We start from the raw sequence: 17,344 nt of genomic DNA on the forward strand, positions 1-17,344 counted from the left end.
GCCGGTGCCGTCAGGCCGGGAGAAGGGAGAGGAAGTGCCGCAGGTAGCGCGGGTTGGTGTCGCGCAGTGACAGCAGCACGTACAGGTCGGCGACGCCGAAGTCCGGGTCGTGGGCGGGCTCTCCGCAGACCTTCGCCCCCAGACGCAGATAGCCGCGCAGCAGCGGCGGCAGCGCGGTGCGGGGCGCGGCGCGCGGGGTGGTCCGGGCAATGGCGTGCGGCGCCGGCTCCACGCCCCCGACGCGCCAGGGCAGCCGGGGGCGCACCCGGTGCTCGGCGGGAGCCATGTGCCGCTCGGCGACCGCCGCCCACACGGCGGCGGCCGTCGCCCCGCCGTCGGCCAGCGGCAGGGAGCAGCAGCCGCCGAGCCAGTTGCGGCCGGTGCGCTCCAGATAGCGGGCTATGCCCGCCCACATCAGGGCGATGACGGCGCCGTCGCGGTGGCCGGGGTGGACGCAGGAGCGGCCCGCTTCCACCAGATCGCCGCGCAGGCCGGCGCCGTCCAGCAGCCCGTCCAGCTCGAACTCGGCCTCGGCGTAAAGCCGTCCGGCCACGCGTGCCCGCTCGGGCGGCAGCAGCCGGTAGGTGCCCACCACCTCTCCCGTCGCCCGCTCCCGCACCAGGAGGTGGTCGCAGTGGGCGTCGAAGGGGTCGGTGTCCAGGCCCGGTTCGGGACCGGCCAGGCGGGCGCCCAGCTCCCCGGCGAAGACCTCGTACCGCAGGCGCTGCGCGGCCCGTACGTCCGCCTCGTCCCGGGCCAGGGAGACGGTGTAGCCGTCTCCGCCGGGTGTGGAGGGCGGCGCGGAGGGCGGCGCCGGGGCCGGTGCGGGCGCGGAGGGCTGGGCGGGGAGGGTGGCGGGCACGGGTACGGCTGGCACGGCGGAAGCGGACACGGCGGGTCCTCCTGGTCCGGGCGGCGGCGGATCACCCGTCCCGCCGTGCGGCGGGACGGGCTCTCCCCCTTTCTTCGCCGGGCCGGCCGACCTGCGCGTGTCCGCTCCGGGGAGCGGGGGTGTGCGCCGGTTGAACACACGCCCCCGGCGCGTACGGGCCGGGGGCGGCGCCGCCGTCACCCTCCCGGTGCGCGGGGACATGAAACCGCCCGCCCCGGTCAAGGGATGGGGTGAGACTCATCAGACGGCGCGGCGGCGCCCGGCCGGAGGGACGGCGAGCGATGCGGACGATGCGGGCGGCGGGGGCTGCGGAGAACGGACGGAGCACGGGACGGAGCACGGGACGGCGGGCCGCACGGGCACGGGTGCGGATCCGGGCACTGGCGGCGCTGGTGGCGTGCGCCGCACTGCTGACGGGCTGCCCGGGGGCCGGAGACGGCGACGGCGACGGCGACGGGGGGCGGGAGGGCCGCTCCCCGTTCACCGGTGAGAGCGTGGCCGACGCCTCGGCGCCGGTGCTCGCCGTGAAGATCGACAACGTGGCGGCCGCACGCCCCCAGACGGGTCTGGAGCGGGCCGACATCGTCTATGTGGAGCAGGTCGAGTCGGGGCTGACCCGGCTGCTGGCCGTGTACTCCTCCGACCTGCCGCCCACCGTGGGCCCGGTGCGCAGCGCCCGGGAGTCCGACATCGAACTGCTGCGGCAGTTCGGTGAGCCGGCGCTGGCCTACTCCGGGGCGCAGTCGAAGCTGGTGCCGGTGCTGGAGGCGTCCCCGCTCCACCTGGTGCCGCCCGGTGAGGCGCCCGGCGCCTACTCGCGGAGCGCGGACCGCTCCGCCCCGCACAACATGTACCTGGATCCCCAAGCCGCCCTGCGCGAGGCCCCCGACGGGGTGAGCGGCGCCTCCGACATCGGCTTCCGCTTCGGCGCGGCGCCACAGGGCGGCCGGGCCGACACCGAGGAGGCCGTCCGCTTCCCGGCCGTCCGGTACGACTTCGTCTGGTCGGCCGAGTACGACCGCTGGCTGGTGTCCATCGACGGCCAGGAGGCGACCACCGCCGACAACGACCGGCTCGGGGCTCCCACGGTCGTCCTCCAGCGCGTGGAGATCCGCGACTCCCGTTTCAGGGACCGCGGCGGCAGCGTCAGCCCCTACTCGGAGACCGTCGGCTCCGGCGAGGCGACGGTGCTGCGCGGCGGCCGGGCGTACGAGGCCCGCTGGTCACGGCCGTCCGCGGAGAGCGGCACGGAGTTCACCACGCCGGAGGGCGACCCGATGACCTTCGCGGAGGGGCAGGTGTGGGTGGTGCTCGCCCCGCGCTGAGCCGCCCCGCCCCCACCGTGCCGTCCGGTTGTACCGACCCGCGGGGTCGCTGACGCGGCTGACGGGTGGTTGACCATCGGGCGCGGTGTGGCACCGGTGGTGGTTGTGGGTGTGGAGGAGGTCCGCCAGGGCTTCGATGCCGTGCGCGGCGAAGAAGGCGTTCGCGCGCTGCCGGAATGGGACACGAAGACCTCTGTCGTGGTGCTGTGTTGAAGTTGTCCGGCTTCAGGCGGAAGTGCGGGTCCGCCTCTCGGTTCCTGCGAACGTGCCTCGGCCGACGGTTGTCGGCCACCTGGTCGATCGCCACCCGGGGGCCCGGGGGCGGGCCCGCCCTGGCGGGAGGAGCCGTCCGTGGTCAGTTACGGCGGACGGCCCAGACGGTGCGCTCAGTGCGTACCGTCAGGTCGTCGCGGCGCAGGATGCTGTGCGGGCTGCTGGTGTCGAGGAGCCGGTCGAGCGCGGTGAGGTCCTCGGGGGAGAGTCTGTCTGCGACGACGCTGCGGATGCGCTGCAGGACGCCGGTGGCGTAGCGGCCGATCGCTTCGCTGCGAGAACCTTCGAGGTTCACGGCGATGACGCGTTCACCCTCGACGGTGAATCCGGCGGCGGTCAGCATCGGGCCCCAGTCGGCGCCGCGGTGGGGCATGTGTCCGGTTTGGCGGCGGCCGGCTGCGGCGTGGACGCGCTCTTCCAGGCCGGGCCGGTCCGCGGGGGCGTTTTCGGGCAGGAAGCGGGGATGGCCGGCCAGTTCGACGACGGCGAACAGGCCGCCCGGCGCGAGCGTGTGGTGGACGGTGCGCAGCGCGCGGTCGGGGCAGGCCATGTGGTGCATCGAGGCCGACGCCCATACCAGGTCCGGTGAGCCGAGGTCGGGCCAGGCGGCCTCGTCGAGGTCGGCCTGCACGGTGTGCACGCGCTCCTGGACGCCGAGGGAGCACGCCTTGGCCCGCAGGCGCTGAAGGTGTTCGGCGGACGCGTCGACCGCGGTGACATGCGCGTCGGGGAAGCGGTCGAGGAGGGCGAAGGTGCCCGCGCCCGTGCCACAGCCCAGATCCACGATGTGGCGTGGGTCGGTCTGCAGCGGCAGCCATGCGGTGATCGAGGCGGTGTGCTCGGCGAGGACTTCGGCGTCCAGGTCGAGGATCTCCGACTGGCAGCCGGCTCCGTGCTCGTGGTGGTGACCGTGCGAAGCACCGTGGTGGGGGGTGTGCGTGTGTGCGTGGCTCATGTTCTTCACGCTAAGACGGATATGCGCCTGCGGCATGCAGTGTCCCAATCTACGCAAGACGATGGCCGGAGGCGCTGCCCGACGCGCAAGAGGTCACCGCCGCGGAGGCCGCCACGCGGCCCGCGCCGTCATTCGGGGGCACCCTGAGCGTCGTCGCCGTCGCCCTGGTGGCCGCGGCGGGCGTCGCGGTCGAAGATGCCCAGGATCTCGCAGGGCCCGCCCTCGGCGCCGATCGCGTGCGGCATCATCGTGGGGAACTCGGCGGCCTGGTTGGCCTCGAGGCGGAAGCTGCGGTGACCGAGCATGAGGGTGGCCGTGCCGGACAGGACGACGAGCCATTCGCGCCCCGGGTGCGCACGCATGCGCGCCGGGTTCCCGGGGGGCGGCTCGGTCATGCGCTGGCGCACCACGCTCATCCCCGGGTCGGCCTTGATGCTCCAGCGCATCCGACCGTGGGCGCCGTCGATCGTCGGGCTGGTGACGACGTCGTCGGCGGCGGTCTCCACGAGCTGATCCAGCGTGGTGCCCAGGGCGCGGGCGAGGGTGACCAACTGGTCCAGTGCGAGGCGGCGCCGGCCGTTCTCGATGCGGCTCAACGAGGACTGACTGAGGTGGGCGCGGGAGGCCAACTCCTCCAGGGACCAACCCTGCGCCACCCGCAAGGCGCGGATGCGTTTGCGTACGAGGCTGTCCAGATCTCCGTCTTCTTGCGTCATGAGCAACAGTGTATGCCTTCACAGCAAGCCAGGTTTAGCGTCGTGCGGAGACGGTCCGCAACGTCTGGGACCAGTGCACGAGAAAGGCAGGAGGCCATGGCTGTGACAACTTCTCCGTACGCGAGTGACGCACTGCCCGATGGGGCCGTCGACGTCGTGGTGATCGGTGGCGGCGCCGCGGGGCTGAACGGTGCGCTGATGCTCGCCCGCTCCCGCCGCTCGGTCGCCGTGATCGACAGCGGCTCCCCGCGCAACGCGCCGGCAGAGGCCGTGCACGGCTTCATCGTTCTGGACGGCACCCCGCCCCCCGAGGTCCTTCGGCGGGGCCGGGGGCAGGTACGCCGGTACGGAGGACGCGTCGTCTTCGGCGAGGTGGCCTCGGCCGAGCCCGCCGCCCCGTCGAAGGACGGGGATCTGCGGTTCACCATCGCCCTGGCCGGCGGCCGGAGCGTGACCGCGCGCCGAGTCCTGGTGGCCACCGGCCTCAAGGACGTGCTGCCCGAGATCCCCGGCCTCGCCGAGCACTGGGGCCACGGCGTGGTGCACTGCCCGTACTGCCACGGCTGGGAGGTACGCGATGAGCCCATCGGCGTCCTCGCCACCGGCCCGGCCTCCATCGGCCACGCACTCCTGTTCCGGCAGCTGACCGAGGACCTGACCTACTTCACCCAGGGCATTCACCTGGATGAGGCCACCCGCGCCCGCTTCGCCGCCCGCAACATCCGCACCGTCGACACCCCGGTGCAGGAGGTCGTCAACAACGAGGACGGCACCCTTGCCGGCGTGCGCCTGACCGACGGTCAGGTCGTGGCCCGCCGCGCCCTGGCCGTCGCCACCCGGATGGAAGCCCGCACCGAGGGCCTGGACGGCCTGAAGCTGCCGATGGAGGACCTGCCCGACAACATGGGCCGCCGCTTCGCCTCCGGCATGGCCGGCACCACCGAGGTGCCGGGCGTGTGGGTGGCCGGCAACGCCACCGACCTCACCGCCCAGGTCGGCGCTTCCGCAGCGGCCGGCGCCCTGGCCGGCGCCCACATCAACAGCCTGTTGGCCACCGCAGACACCGACGCGGCCCTCGCCGCAGCCCGGGGCGGGACTCCCGCCCTCTGACATCCGGCGCGGCACCGGCCGCCGCACGCCCTCGGTGCGTGCGGGGCCCGGGCCCCGCACACCCTCCTTCACCCGGCGACCGGCCCTGCTCCGGCGCCGACCCGGCATGCCCGTTTTGAGAGGAATCCATGAGTGCGAACCAGCCCGTACAGGCCACGCCGACCGACGGCGGGGGTGCCCCCGATGCGCGTCGGCTGCGCTCGGTCCTGATCACCGTCTCGATCGCCCTGATGGCGGTCATCGCCTCGGTGACCGGGCTGAACGTCGCGCAGACCCACATGGCCGTGGAATTCGGCGCCTCCCACAGCACGGTCCTGTGGATCATCAACATCTACACCCTTGCCCTGGCCGCGCTGCTGCTGCCGCTCGGCGCCCTGGGTGACCGCCTGGGCCGCAAGCCCGTGCTCGTGGCCGGGCTGGCGGTCTTCGGCATCGCCACCGTGGTCGCCGCCCTGGCCCCGACAACGGGGGTGATGCTCGCCGCGCGCGCGGTCAGCGGCATCGGCGCCGCGATGATCATGCCGATCACACTGGCCGTCATAACCTCCACCTTCCCCGAGGAGCAGCGCGGCAAGGCGATCGGCGTGTGGACCGGCGTCGCCGGAGGCGGCGGCATCCTGGGCATGTTCCTCGCCGCGCTCCTCGTCGACGTCGCCGACTGGCGCTGGCTGTTCGTCCTGCCCGTGGTCCTGATCCTCGTGGCTCTGGCCATGACGCCGAAGTCGGTTCCCAACTCCCGCGATACCTCAGCCCACCGATTCGACACCGTCGGCGCCCTTGTCTCCGTGATCGCCGTGACCGGCCTCATCCTCGTCCTGCAGGAAGGCCCCGAACGCGGCTGGACCGCCCCCGCAACACTGATCAGCCTGACCGTCGGCCTCATCGCCGCCACCGGCTTCGTGGCCTGGGAGCTGCACCGCCGCGACGCCTCCCTGCTGGACGTGCGCCTGTTCCGGGAGCGCGGACTGTCAGGCGGCTCGCTCACCCTGCTGGTGGTCTTCGGTGTCCAGGCAGGCATCGGCGTGGTCCTCTTCCCGTTCTTCCAGGCCGTACTCGGCTGGTCGGGCCTGCTGTCCACGGTTGCGATGATGCCCATGGCCGTCGCGATGATGACGGCCTCCGGCCTGGCCCCCAAGCCGGCCGCAGGGATCGGCGCACGCTCGACCATGGCCCTGGGCATCGCACTGGCCGGCGTCGGCATGGCACTCATGGCGCTGTTCGTCTCCGCCAGCGGCGGCTACCTCTCCGTCCTGCCCGGCCTGCTCGCCATGGGCGTCGGCATGGGCCTGTCGATGACCCCGTCCACGGAGGCCATCACCGCCTCCCTGCCCCGCGAGGAGCAGGGCGTCGCTTCCGCCCTCAACGACGTCACCCGCGAGTTCGGCACCGCACTCGGCGTCGCCCTGCTCGGCGCACTCGTATCCGCCGGCTACCGCAACGCCATCGACGACAAGCTGCACGGCATCCCCCAAGGCGCCGCGGACACCGCCCGGGAAGGCGTCGCCAACGCCGTCGAAGCGGCGGGCAGCACCGGCCCGCACGCACAGGACCTGCTCCGTGCAGCCCACGAGTCCTTCGTCGACGGCTGGCAGCAGGCCATGTGGGCAGGCGCCGCCATCATGGGCGCCCTACTCGTCTACATCGCCCTCCGAGGTCCCCGTAACACCCCCTCCGCGGTCGCGGACGAGACGGACCCCGCCGAGGCTGTCTCCGCCGGCTGACCGCACAGGAGCCGGGTCACGGCCGGAAGCAAACGGCAGAGCCACCCCGCCCACTGTCAACAACGCTCGTGGTCGATACACCAGTCCGGGGCGGTGTGGCGCCGCAGGACGGCGCGCAGGTCGGCCTCGAAAGCGTCGTAGCGGGCGCGCAGCGCCGCACCCGGCCAGTCATAGGGCAGCAGGGCGGCCGGGAGCAGGGGGTCGGCGAGCAGATGGCGCAGGACGGCGGCCGAGACGGTGAAGCGCCGGGCCGGGTCGCCGGCCTCGGCCGCGGCGTCGGCGGCGGCCGCCAGGGCGCGGGCCCGCGCCGCCCAGCCGTCCAGGTCCCACAGCGCGGCGGCCAGTTCGGCCGGGTCGCCGTCGGGGGCGCCGGTCAGCAGGGTGCACTGCTCGACGACGACGGGCGGCCGGGGCCGCAGCAGGTTGGCGGGGCGCAGCCAGGTGCCCTCGCGCAGTTCGGCCAGGCGCAGGGCGGCCATGGCCCGGCGCAAGGCGCCCCGGTCGGCCGCGTCCCGGCGCTCGGCGGTGACGACGGCGATCTCCCACTCGCCGCGCCACTCGCGGGTGCGGGGCGCGCGGCTGTCGTCCTGGCGGGCCTGGCGCTCCAGCAGGCGCGCGGTGAGGCCGTACGCGCCGTCGGCGGTCTGGGCCAGGTCCCCGGCCGCGACCATCCGCGACAGCGCCACCCGTACCGTGCCCTCCGCGATCCCGAAGAGTTCGCCGACCCGCACCAGGGCCCTGGCGGGCAGGGCGGGCGGGTGATGGCCGAGCAGGGTGCTGAGCACGACCGAGCGGGCCGTCAGGGGGCGCAGGGCGAGCTCCCGGGCACCGCCGGTTCCGTCCGGACCGGCTGCCCCGGCTGTGCCGTCTGTACCGGCTGTGCCGTCTGTGCTGTTCATGGGCAGTGCGATCCTAAGCCCTCTCCGTCATTACAGTCTTCCACCACACGCATGGGATCTGTAATGTCGAAGCACGGGCACCGCCGCCCGCCGCCGTCCCCGCCGGAGGTCGCCGTGAGCGCCACCCATGAAGTGATCAACCAGCCCCCGCCGCTGACCGGCTTCACCGCCGCGGACGATCCGGCCGTGTTCGAGGCCCTGCACCGCCACGGCGCGCGGTGGGGCGAGGCCCAGGTGCGGGAGCTGGGCGCGCTGGCCGGCACCCCCGAGGTGCAGGACTGGGCCCGGATGGCGGAGGAGGTCCCGCCCCGCCTGCGCACCCACGACCGCTACGGCCACCGTGTGGACGAGGTGGAGTTCCACCCCGCCTGGCACCGTCTGATGGCCACCGCCGTCGAACACGGGCTGCACGCCGCGCCCTGGGCCGACGGCCGCCCCGGCGCCCATCTGGTGCGCGCCGCCAAGTTCTATCTGTGGTCCCAGGCCGAGGCCGGGCACGGCTGCCCGGTCTCCATGACGTACGCGGCCGTCCCCGCGCTGCGCGCCCGGCCGGAACTGGCCGCCGCCTACGAGCCGCTGCTGACCGCCCGCTCCTACGACTTCGGGCTCCGGCCCCCGCTGGACAAGTCCGGGCTGATCGCGGGCATGTCGATGACCGAGAAGCAGGGCGGCTCGGACGTGCGGGCCAACACCACCGAGGCCGTCCCCGCCGGCGACGGCGCCTACCGGCTCACCGGCCACAAGTGGTTCACCTCCGCCCCGATGAGCGACGTCTTCCTGGTGCTGGCCCAGGCCCCCGAGGGCCTGACCTGCTTCCTACTGCCGCGCGTACTGCCCGACGGCACCCACAACGCCATGCACCTGCAGCGTCTGAAGGACAAGCTGGGCAACCGCTCCAACGCCTCCTCCGAGGTCGAGTACGACCGGGCCGTGGCCTGGCCGGTCGGCGAATTGGGTCGCGGGGTGCGCACCATCGTGGAGATGGTCAACATGACCCGTCTGGACTGCGTCCTGGGCACGGCCGCCGGGATGCGCGCCGGGCTGCGGCAGGCCCTGCACCACACCGCCCACCGGCGGGCCTTCGGCGCCAGGCTGGCCGACCAGCCGCTGATGCGCTCGGTCCTGGCCGACCTGGCGGTGGAGTCGGAGGCCGCCACCACCCTCGGGCTGCGGCTGGCGGCGGCCGTGGACGCCGCCCACGCCGGGGACGAGCGGGAGGCGGCCTTCCGCCGCCTGGCCCTGGCCGTGTCCAAGTACTGGGTGTGCAAACGCGGCAGCGCGCACGCCGCCGAGGCGCTGGAGTGCCTGGGCGGCAACGGCTACGTGGAGGAGTCGGGCATGCCGCGCCTGTACCGCGAGGCGCCGCTGCTGTCGATCTGGGAGGGCTCGGGCAACGTCGCCGCCCTGGACGTGCTGCGCGCCCTGGACAGGGAGCCGGCCGGGCTGGACGCCGTACTGGCGGAGGTGGACGCCGCCGCCGGCGCCGACGCCCGTCTGGACGCGGCCGCCGCCGGGGTGCGGGCCATGCTGCCGGAGCTGAAGGACCCGGTCGGCGCACAGCTGCGCGCCCGCGCCTTCGCCGAGCGCCTGGCACTCGTCCTCCAGGGCAGCCTGCTGGTGCGCCACAGCCATCCGGCCGTCGCCGACGCGTTCTGCGCCTCCCGGCTGGGCGGGGAGTGGGGGCACGCCTTCGGCACGCTCCCGGCGGGCGCGGACCTCACGGCGGTCCTGGACCGGGTCCGCACCGGGTGACGGAGGCGGCCGCCGTGGCCGGGAGCCGGCCTACCGGCAGGTGCGGCGCCAGGCGTCCAGGCCGAGGCGCTTGCGGATGGAGCTGAGGCCCAGGCGGCGCGAGGTGTCGCAGAACTCCTGGGGGTTCAGGGCGTATTCGGCGTGGAAGACGGCCTTGCCGCGCTCGGTGAACGGGGCGAGCTTCGCGCACTCGCCGAACTCGGCGCACTCCTCGTTGACCGCGAAGTCGAAGTCGTCCACCAGCTGCGGGATCTGGTCGAGGTCGTTCTTCAGACCGACCGACAGCCCGCGCCGGTGGGCGAGTCCGGCGACCATGCGGTTGAAGGCGAGCTGGTCGCCGGCGGTGAGGGGGAAGCCGGTGTCGTTGCGGTAGCCGTCCAGGAGGTCGGGCTCGACGGCGTCGAAGCCCTTCTCGGCGCACATGTCGACGCGGGCCGCCAGGATCGGGCGCAGCACGTCCAGGCGGCGGATGTCCACCCAGCGCTCGCCGGGCCAGCCGTTGCCCCGGCCCAGCACCTGCGGCGGGTAGTCGTCCCGGTCGGGGCGGAAGTCCTCCCAGGCGCCGGCGTTGAGGTAGCAGATCACCTTCCGGCCGCGGGCGTGGAGGGCGGCGACGGTGTCCGCGCCGTTCTCGAAGCCGTCGATGTCGAAGACCTCGGCGTCCACGCCGAGGTCGACGCGGCCCTGGAGCTGCCACTGCCAGGTGGTGCCGGGGGCCGGGCGCCAGCGGTTCCGCTGCGGTGAGGCGTCGCCGGGCGGCGTCCGGTCGGGCGCGGCGGTGTCCGGTGCGGTGGCTTCCGGTGCGGTGGCTTCCGGTGCGGTGGCTTCCGGTGCGGCGGTGTCCGAGCAGGCCGCCGTGAGCAGCAGCAGGAGGAGACAGAGCAGTTGGGCGGCCGGGCGGCCGGGGGTGAAGCGGGTCACGGGGTGATCCTCCCGCAGCCGAGCACGGGCCGGGGCGTCGAGCGCCACGGGTTGGCCCCCTCCCCCGGCACCGCGCAGTGCACCGCCGCGCCGCGCTCGTGGGCGGCGCGGGCCGCCTCGGCGGCCAGGCGGTCCGGTACGGCGTACACCAGATGGCAGAAGCGGTGCGGCGGGTGGCCGCGGGTCCAGGCGGGCACGCCGGCGCGGCGGTACTCCTCCCAGCGCCCCTCGAAGGTGACCAGCACATCGGCCAGGTGCGCGTATCCGGGGTCGGGGTGGACACCGGGGTTGAGGACGACGGTGGACGCCCCCAGCAGCCGGGCGGCCCGCACCGTGCGCCGGTAGCCGGGCAGGTGATCCGCTCCGGCCGCCGCGCGGTCTAGGAAGGCCCCGTCCGTGCCGTACCAGCGCCGGTGGCGGCGCACGTCGCGGAGCACGGCACGCGGCGGGCGCGCGCCGTAGGCGGTGTCCACGTATCCCAGCAGCGGCACCCCGGCGCCCCGCAGCCGGGCCGCCGCCGCGGCGAGGGCCGGGTCGGGGCGCGGCCCGGGGCCGTCGGCGGCGTTGACGACCACCGCGTACAGCCGCCCGGCGGCCCGGACCGCCGCCTCCCACGCCCCCGGATCGACGGCCGGGTGGACGTACAGCGGTACGAGCAGATGACCCCGGTCCCGTGAGCCCCGTACGGCGGCGGGCGCCGGGGCGCTCCCCCAGCGCCCCGCGCCCCCCGTGCGTCCCGCGCTCATACGTCGGCCGCCCGCGCCCACAAGTCGGCAAGGGACTCCTCCAGGGTGTGCCCGGGCCGCCAGCCCAGTGCCCCGGCGGCGGCCGTGACGTCGGCCTGCTGCCAGGCGACGGCGGCCGAGCGGGCCGAGTCCGCGCCCTTCTCGTCGATCCGGCCGCGGAAGCCGGCCGCCGCGGCCAGGCCCTCGGCCACGTCCCGCACCGCGCGGGCGGCGCCCGCGGCGATGTTGAGCACCGGCGGCAGCGGCCCGGGGGCGAGGGCCGCGATGGTCGCGGCACGGGCGATGTCGCGGGGGTCGACGAAGTCGCGGTACGCCGAGAGGTCGCCGACCCGCACCGCCCCGTCCGGTCCGGCCCGGCGCAGTTCGGCGGCGAGCCGCCCGGGCAGGGAGGCGGCCGGCGCGCCGGGGCCCACGGGGTTGAACACCCGCAGCACCACCGCGTCCAGGCCGGAGCCGGTGACGGCCAGGGTGCCGGCCAGTTTGGCGGCGCCGTAGATTCCCACCGGGCGGGTGGGGTGGTCTTCCGCCAGGGGGCGGCCGGGCTCTCCCGGCCCGTACTCGGCGGCCGAGCCGAGGTGGACCAGGCGGGCGCCGGGCGCGGCCTCGCGCAGGGCCGCGCAGAGCGCGGCCGGGCCGCGGGCGTTGACCCCGGTGAGGTGGAGGGCGTCGCCGCCGACGGCGCCCGCGCAGTTGACCACGGCGTCCGGCCGTACCCGCCGGAGCAGGGAGGCCAGTTCGGCGGGGGTGGCGGTGGCCAGGTCCACCGTCAGGTCCACGGGCGGAGCCATGGACGCAGCCACGGACGAAGCCACGGACGGAGCCGCGGGCGGACCGGCACCGGCCGCGCCCGCACCCGCGGCGCGGCCCGCGCCGAGCACCCGCACGCCCGGCTGGGCGCGCAGGTGCCCGGCGGTGTGCCCGCCCAGATAGCCGGTGGCCCCCAGGACGAGTACGCGCATGGTCTCCGGTCACGCTCCCCTGATCAACTGGCCGCGGCGGGCGGTGAACTCGGCGTTGGCGCGGTCGTAGTCGTCGGGTCTTCCGATGTCGAGCCAGTAGCCGCCGAAGTCGTAGGCGTGCGGCGGGGTGCCGTCCGCCAGCAGGTCGAGCACCACCTCGTCGAAGCCCAGCGGCAGCCCGGGTGTGTAGCGGGCCAGGGCGGCGCGCGAGACGCCGTACACGCCCATGGAGACCCGGTAGTCCATGGTGGGCTTCTCGGCGAAGCCGGTGACGCGCCCGGACTCGGTGCTCAGCACGCCGAAGTCGATGGAGACGGTGCGCACATGGGTGGCGATGGTCAGCGGCGCCCCGCAGTCCCGGTGGCCGCGCAGCACGTCGCCGAAGTCGAGGTCGGTGAGGATGTCGCCGTTCATCGCCAGGAAGTGCTCGGGCAGCCGGTCGAGCATCGTCAGCAGCGGGCCCATGGTGCCCAGCGGGCTGTCCTCGGTGGTGTAGTCGACGCGCAGGCCCCACTGGGAGCCGTCGCCGACGTAGGCGCGGATGATGTGGCCCAGGTGGCCGATGGCCAGGGTGCAGCTGGTGAACCCGGCCGAGGCGAGCTGGCGCATCACGATCTCCAGGATCGCGTGCTGGTCGCCGATGGGCACCAGCGGCTTGGGCAGGGCCGTGGTGTACGGGCGGAGCCGGACTCCCTTGCCTCCGGCCATGATGACTGCGTGCATCGGTGCTGTCCTCTCCGTGGGGACGGGTGGCGGATCGTGCGTGACGGATCGCGTGCGACGGACGGCGGGACGTGACGGACGGCGGAGCTCGTCGGCGGGCTCGGTGACGGGTGCGGCGGGTGCGGCGGCTCCGCGGCGAGTGCTGTGGCAGGCGCCGCGGCAGACGCCGCGGCGGGTCAGACGTTGTAGAGGTCGGTCTTGTAGCGGGCGAGGTTGGCCGGGTCGCGGAAGAACTCGATCGTGCGGGCCAGTCCTTCCTCCAGGCTGTGGGCCGGCGCCCAGCCGGTGGCCGCCCGCAGCCGGCCGGCGTCGCAGACCAGCCGCATCACCTCGGAGTCGGCGGGGCGCACCCGCTTCTCGTCCTGGACGACCTCGACCTCGGCGTCCATGAGCTTGCCGATGAGGGCCACCAGGTCGCCGACGGATATCTCGCCGCCGGTGCCGGCGTTGAGGGTGCGTCCGACGACGGCCCCGGCGGGCGCGGTGCCGACGGCCAGGAAGGCGGCGGCGGTGTCCTCCGCATAGGTGAAGTCGCGGGTGGGGCGCAGGTCGCCCAGGGTGATGGTGCGCTTCCCGGCGGCGAGCTGGCCGATCACGGTAGGGATGACGGCGCGCATCGACTGGCGCGGCCCGTAGGTGTTGAAGGGCCGCAGGGTGACCACGGGGGTGCCGAAACTGGCGTGGTAGCTGTCGGCGAGCCGGTCCCCGCCCGCCTTGGACGCGGCGTAAGGGGACTGGGTGTTGATCGGATGGTCCTCGGTGATCGGCACCGTCCGCGCGGTCCCGTAGGTCTCGCTGGTGGAGGTGTGCACCAGGCGCGGGATCTCCAGGTGGCGCACCGCCTCCAGCACGTTGAGGGTGCCGGTGACGTTGGTCTCCACATAGCTGTGCGGGGCGCGGTAGGAGTACGGGATCGCGATGAGCGCGGCCAGGTGGTAGACGGCCTCGGCACCCCTGACCAGTCCGTTCACCGAGCCGGGGTCGCGGACGTCGCCGAGGACGACCTCCACCTCGTCCAGCACCTCCTTCGGCAGGGTCTCCAGCCAGCCGAAGGAGGAGAAGGAGTTGTACTGGACCATCGCGCGCACCCGGTGGCCGGCGGCGACGAGCGCCTCGACCAGGTGTGAGCCGATGAATCCCTCCGCGCCGGTGACGGCGGCCGTCCGAGGTGCGGGGGCTGGTCCGGGCGTGGTCGCGGGCGTGGTCGCGGATGCTGGTGTGGTCATGGGCGTGCTCCGTTTCCTTCCGGGTCGGCGGTTGCCTGTGAAGCGGTGGTGCGGGCGGTTCAGCGGTGGGTGGTGATCCGGCCGAGCAGTGTCGCGGCGGCGGCGAGCAGGACGAGAGCGGCGGCGGCGCAGACGGCCGTCAGGACGGTGTCCGGCCCGGGCGGCCCGGGGTGGAGCCACAGCGGTGCGGCGGCGCAGAGCGCGGCGGCGGCCGCCGTCACCGCCGCCGGGGTCCGGGCGGCGCCGAACGCCTGGAGCAGCAGCCCGGTCCACAGCACCGCGCCGAGGGCGAGGACGGCCGGCAGCCGGGCGGGGTCGGCGGGCGGTCCGCCCGGCCACAGCGCGGCGGTGGCCAGTACGAGGGCGGCCAGGGCGGCGAGGTAGCCGGCCAGGCACACCCCCAGGGCTCCTGCCGCCCGCCACCGCAGACCGGCTGCGGTGGTGCTGCGGGCGAGGGCGGCCAGCGCCAGGGAGCGGCAGCGGTACAGCAGCCATTCGGCCGCGCCCATGCTGAGGGAGAGGGCGACCACCACCGGCCCGGCCTGCGCCGCGCCCGCGCCGTGCCACAGCGTCCCGCCCAGGGCGGCCAGGGCGGTCAGCACTCCGCAGCCCAGGCCGAAGAGCCCGTAGGGCACGGACGCCCGCCGCGCGGGGAGCGCACCGCCCGCCGCCGCGCCTCCCTCCTCCGCGCCCCCCGTACCGTCGCGTGCGGCCCGTACGGTCTCGCGCACCGCCGCCGCCACCGCCGCGCAGGCGGCGGCGGCCGGCAGGGCGGCCCGCACCGCCGCCCGCACCGCCTCCGGCACGGCCTCCGGCGGCAGCAGCGTCAGCGCCGCCGCGCCGAGGGCCAGGGGCAGCAGGGCGAACAGCAGCAGCCGTTCGCGGGCCAGGACGAGCAGGACGGTGGCCGCCGCCAGGTAGACCGCCTGGCCCGCCGCGAAGAGCAGCGCCGCGCCGGGCGCGGGCAGCGGCGCCGCGGTCGCCAGGGCCGCCGCCAGGGCGATGGGCGCCCCCGCCGGTGCGCCCGCCCGCAGCACCCGTCCCGCCGCCGCGCGGCCGCCCGCCGCCAGGGCGGCGTACGCGCGGTGGGCGAGCGCCTGGTTCCAGGCCCAGGCCGCGAGCGCGGAGGCGGCCAGCGCCCCCGTGCCGGCCGGGAGGCCGAGCCGGTCCGGCGGCCCGGTGAGGAAGGGTGCGGCCAGCGCGTAGCCGAGCCCGGGGAGGGTGAACACCAGGCCGCGCAGCAGCGCGGTGCCCGGGTCTCCCCGCCACGGGTCGGGGGCGGGCGGGGGTTCGGGGAAGGCCCGCGGGACCCGGGCGAACAGTTCGGCGGCGGCCTCGAAGGTGTCGCGGCGGCCGTAGCGGCGCTGGATCTGCTCGCCGGTCAGGCCCTCGGACTCCAGGTGGGCCGCGATCTCGTCCGGGTGGACGGCCGCGGCGCACACCTCGGCCAGCTCCTCGGCCAGCGCGTCCAGCGGGTCGGCCGCCCAGCTCGGCCGCCGCCGGCTCCGGGCGGCCGGGGCGGTGCGGCCGGGTGACCCCTGTGGCGGGGGCGCGCCGGGGACGAGTCTGAGCGTTCCGCTCACCGGGCGCCCCCCGAGGCTCCCCAGGCTCCCGCGGCCAGCGCCATGCCGGACGTCTGCGCGCCCGACTCCCTGCCGGGGAAGGCGAGTTCGCGGTAGATGTCGCGGAAGGCGCTGATGGTCTGCCGGAGGGTGAACTGCTCGATCACCCGCAGCCGGGCGCCCTCGCCCATCCGCGCCCGCTCGCCGGGGTCCCTCAGCAGCCGCAGCGCGGCCCGCGCCATGGCCGCCGGGTCGCGCGGCGGTACGACCAGTCCGCACTCCCCCACCGCCTCGCGCACCCCGCCCACGTCCGTGGAGACGGTGGCGCGTCCGCAGGACATGGCCTCGATCAGGGTGAAGGGGAAGCCCTCGCTGACGCTGGAGAGCATCACCGCGTTCCCGGCGGCGTAGGCGTCGCGGATGTCCTCCACGCGTCCTTCGAAGGTCACGCCCCCGGCCGCCCCCAGTTCGGCGGCGAGGGCCTCCATGCTCGCCCGGTACGCCTCCGCGCCGCGCGGGGTGCCGCCGAAGATCCGCAGCCGTGCGGCGGGGATCTCCTTCCTGACCAGGGCGAAGGCCCGGATGAGGGTGGCCAGGTCCTTGATGGGGTCGATGCGCCCGGCCCAGCTCAGCGTCGGCTGCTCCGGTTCGGGGCCGGCGGGCGGGAACGCGGTGGGGTCGACGCCGTTGTAGACGGTGCGTATTCGCTCCGGCGGGGTGCCGCCGTGCTCCTCCCAGCGCCGGTTGTAGCGGTTGCCGGGAGTGACCAGCGCGGCGCGCCGGTAGCCCTCCTCGGCCAGCAGCCGGTACAGGCCCAGCAGCAGCGCCTTGACCGGCCAGCGGTACGGCTCGGCGCGGCTGCCCAGATAGCGTTCGCGCAGGTAGACGCCGTGCTCGGTGAGCAGGAACGGTACGCCGTGGCGATGGTGGGCCACCAGGGCCGGCAGGGTGGCCAGTCCGCCGCTGACCGCGTGGGCGACCCCGTCGGTGACCGGGGGCGCGGCCAGCGGGCGCAGGGCGTGCTCCAGCAGGTCGACGCCGGTCAGCGCGTCGTGCAGGGTCGGCCGGGCGGCGGCGGTGGTCAGGTGGGGCCGGTTCCACAGGCGGGCGAGGGCGCGGGCGGCGGCCTCGGTGCGCAGGGCGGGCGAGAGGACGCCCCGGGAGGCGTACCCGGCCATCGCGTGGAGTCCGGCGGGGAACAGCCCCTCGGCCTGCGGGTCGAGGAGGGCGAGGAGGAAGTCCTCCAGTGCGGTGAGGAAGCGGCGCAGCTCCCGGCCGCGCGGGGCACTGCCGGGCGGGGGCGGGCCCCACAGCGGCAGGGTGTGCGTCTGCCGTACGTGGGCGGGCGTCCGCCAGGCCGGGCGCTCGCGCCCGGTGCCGGTGACGGCGATGACGCGGAAGTCCACGTCGGGCATGCCGTTGACCAACTGGTCGCACCACACGCTGACTCCGCCGTGGCTGTGGGGATAGGTGCCCTCGGTGAGCAGGGTCACCGAGGGGGTGCCGAAGCACGGTCCGGCCGGCTGCCTGTGCATGGCGGTTCGTTGTCTCCAGGAGGGTGGGG

General features: G+C 75.3%; 15 protein-coding genes and 1 pseudogene. 4 read left to right on the forward strand and 12 right to left on the reverse strand.

Annotated features, from left to right (window positions below):
• Positions 1-10: 10 nt before the first annotated feature.
• On the reverse strand, positions 11-877 hold the full coding sequence (locus BM237_RS12425) for a GNAT family N-acetyltransferase (protein ID WP_245793573.1): 867 nt from the start codon (positions 875-877) through the stop codon (positions 11-13).
• Positions 878-1,182: 305 nt separating this feature from the next.
• On the opposite strand from BM237_RS12425, the gene BM237_RS12430 reads away from it, so the two are divergent.
• Positions 1,183-2,217 carry a DUF3048 domain-containing protein gene (locus tag BM237_RS12430; protein ID WP_093849755.1) on the forward strand — a complete coding sequence of 345 codons (1,035 nt, stop codon included), beginning with the start codon at positions 1,183-1,185 and terminating at the stop codon, positions 2,215-2,217.
• A 30-nt stretch (positions 2,218-2,247) separates the two neighbouring features.
• Here the strand turns inward: BM237_RS12430 and BM237_RS28715 are convergent.
• The 3 genes and pseudogenes from BM237_RS28715 to BM237_RS12440 form a co-directional block, all read right to left on the reverse strand.
• A pseudogene (locus tag BM237_RS28715) lies at positions 2,248-2,364 on the reverse strand (IS481 family transposase); the annotation flags it as partial.
• 208 nt (positions 2,365-2,572) lie between these two features.
• On the reverse strand, positions 2,573-3,445 hold the full coding sequence (locus tag BM237_RS12435; RefSeq protein ID WP_093849756.1) for a class I SAM-dependent methyltransferase: 873 nt from the start codon (positions 3,443-3,445) through the stop codon (positions 2,573-2,575).
• A 128-nt stretch (positions 3,446-3,573) separates the two neighbouring features.
• Complete coding sequence (locus BM237_RS12440; RefSeq protein WP_175540985.1) at positions 3,574-4,161, reverse strand: XRE family transcriptional regulator; 588 nt, start codon at positions 4,159-4,161, stop codon at positions 3,574-3,576.
• Positions 4,162-4,257: 96 nt separating this feature from the next.
• Here BM237_RS12440 and BM237_RS12445 point away from each other — a divergent pair, with 96 nt between their 5' ends.
• Together BM237_RS12445 and BM237_RS12450 are read left to right on the forward strand one after the other, a co-directional pair.
• Positions 4,258-5,271 carry an NAD(P)/FAD-dependent oxidoreductase gene (locus BM237_RS12445; RefSeq protein ID WP_093849646.1) on the forward strand — a complete coding sequence of 338 codons (1,014 nt, stop codon included), beginning with the start codon at positions 4,258-4,260 and terminating at the stop codon, positions 5,269-5,271.
• Positions 5,272-5,399: 128 nt separating this feature from the next.
• Positions 5,400-6,992: an MFS transporter gene (locus BM237_RS12450; protein ID WP_093849647.1), complete on the forward strand. Its 1,593-nt coding sequence runs from the start codon at positions 5,400-5,402 to the stop codon at positions 6,990-6,992.
• Positions 6,993-7,048: 56 nt separating this feature from the next.
• On the opposite strand, the gene BM237_RS12455 is transcribed toward BM237_RS12450, so the two are convergent.
• Positions 7,049-7,891, reverse strand: coding sequence for a PaaX family transcriptional regulator C-terminal domain-containing protein (locus tag BM237_RS12455; protein ID WP_093849648.1), 843 nt, complete (start codon positions 7,889-7,891; stop codon positions 7,049-7,051).
• Positions 7,892-8,005: 114 nt separating this feature from the next.
• On the opposite strand from BM237_RS12455, the gene BM237_RS12460 reads away from it, so the two are divergent.
• Positions 8,006-9,643: an acyl-CoA dehydrogenase family protein gene (locus BM237_RS12460; RefSeq protein WP_093849757.1), complete on the forward strand. Its 1,638-nt coding sequence runs from the start codon at positions 8,006-8,008 to the stop codon at positions 9,641-9,643.
• A gap of 30 nt (positions 9,644-9,673) precedes the next feature.
• On the opposite strand, the gene BM237_RS12465 is transcribed toward BM237_RS12460, so the two are convergent.
• The 7 genes from BM237_RS12465 to pelF all read right to left on the reverse strand — a co-directional run bounded on the left by BM237_RS12465 (position 9,674) and on the right by pelF (position 17,315).
• Complete coding sequence (locus tag BM237_RS12465) at positions 9,674-10,564, reverse strand: endo alpha-1,4 polygalactosaminidase (protein WP_245793575.1); 891 nt, start codon at positions 10,562-10,564, stop codon at positions 9,674-9,676.
• A complete protein-coding gene (locus BM237_RS12470; RefSeq protein ID WP_093849649.1) occupies positions 10,561-11,310 on the reverse strand; it encodes a spherulation-specific family 4 protein in 750 nt (249 codons plus the stop codon). Before BM237_RS12470 ends, BM237_RS12465 begins: the two co-directional genes overlap by 4 nt.
• On the reverse strand, positions 11,307-12,269 hold the full coding sequence (locus tag BM237_RS12475) for an NAD-dependent epimerase/dehydratase family protein (protein ID WP_093849650.1): 963 nt from the start codon (positions 12,267-12,269) through the stop codon (positions 11,307-11,309). The genes BM237_RS12470 and BM237_RS12475 overlap by 4 nt, the downstream gene beginning before the upstream one ends.
• Positions 12,270-12,278: 9 nt before the next feature.
• Entirely contained in the window at positions 12,279-12,992 is a 714-nt protein-coding gene (locus BM237_RS12480) for a sugar phosphate nucleotidyltransferase (RefSeq protein WP_093849651.1), read from the reverse strand.
• 176 nt (positions 12,993-13,168) lie between these two features.
• A complete protein-coding gene (locus BM237_RS12485; RefSeq protein WP_093849652.1) occupies positions 13,169-14,218 on the reverse strand; it encodes an SDR family NAD(P)-dependent oxidoreductase in 1,050 nt (349 codons plus the stop codon).
• Positions 14,219-14,277: 59 nt separating this feature from the next.
• Positions 14,278-15,801 carry a hypothetical protein gene (locus tag BM237_RS12490; RefSeq protein WP_093849653.1) on the reverse strand — a complete coding sequence of 508 codons (1,524 nt, stop codon included), beginning with the start codon at positions 15,799-15,801 and terminating at the stop codon, positions 14,278-14,280.
• Positions 15,798-17,315 (reverse strand): GT4 family glycosyltransferase PelF, encoded by a 1,518-nt coding sequence (gene pelF / locus BM237_RS12495; RefSeq protein WP_093849654.1) that lies wholly within the window; start codon positions 17,313-17,315, stop codon positions 15,798-15,800. The genes BM237_RS12490 and pelF overlap by 4 nt, the downstream gene beginning before the upstream one ends.
• Between the last annotated feature and the right edge of the window lie 29 nt (positions 17,316-17,344).

This window comes from Streptomyces mangrovi (assembly GCF_900114215.1).
Classification (GTDB): Bacteria; Actinomycetota; Actinomycetes; order Streptomycetales; family Streptomycetaceae; genus Streptomyces; species Streptomyces barkulensis.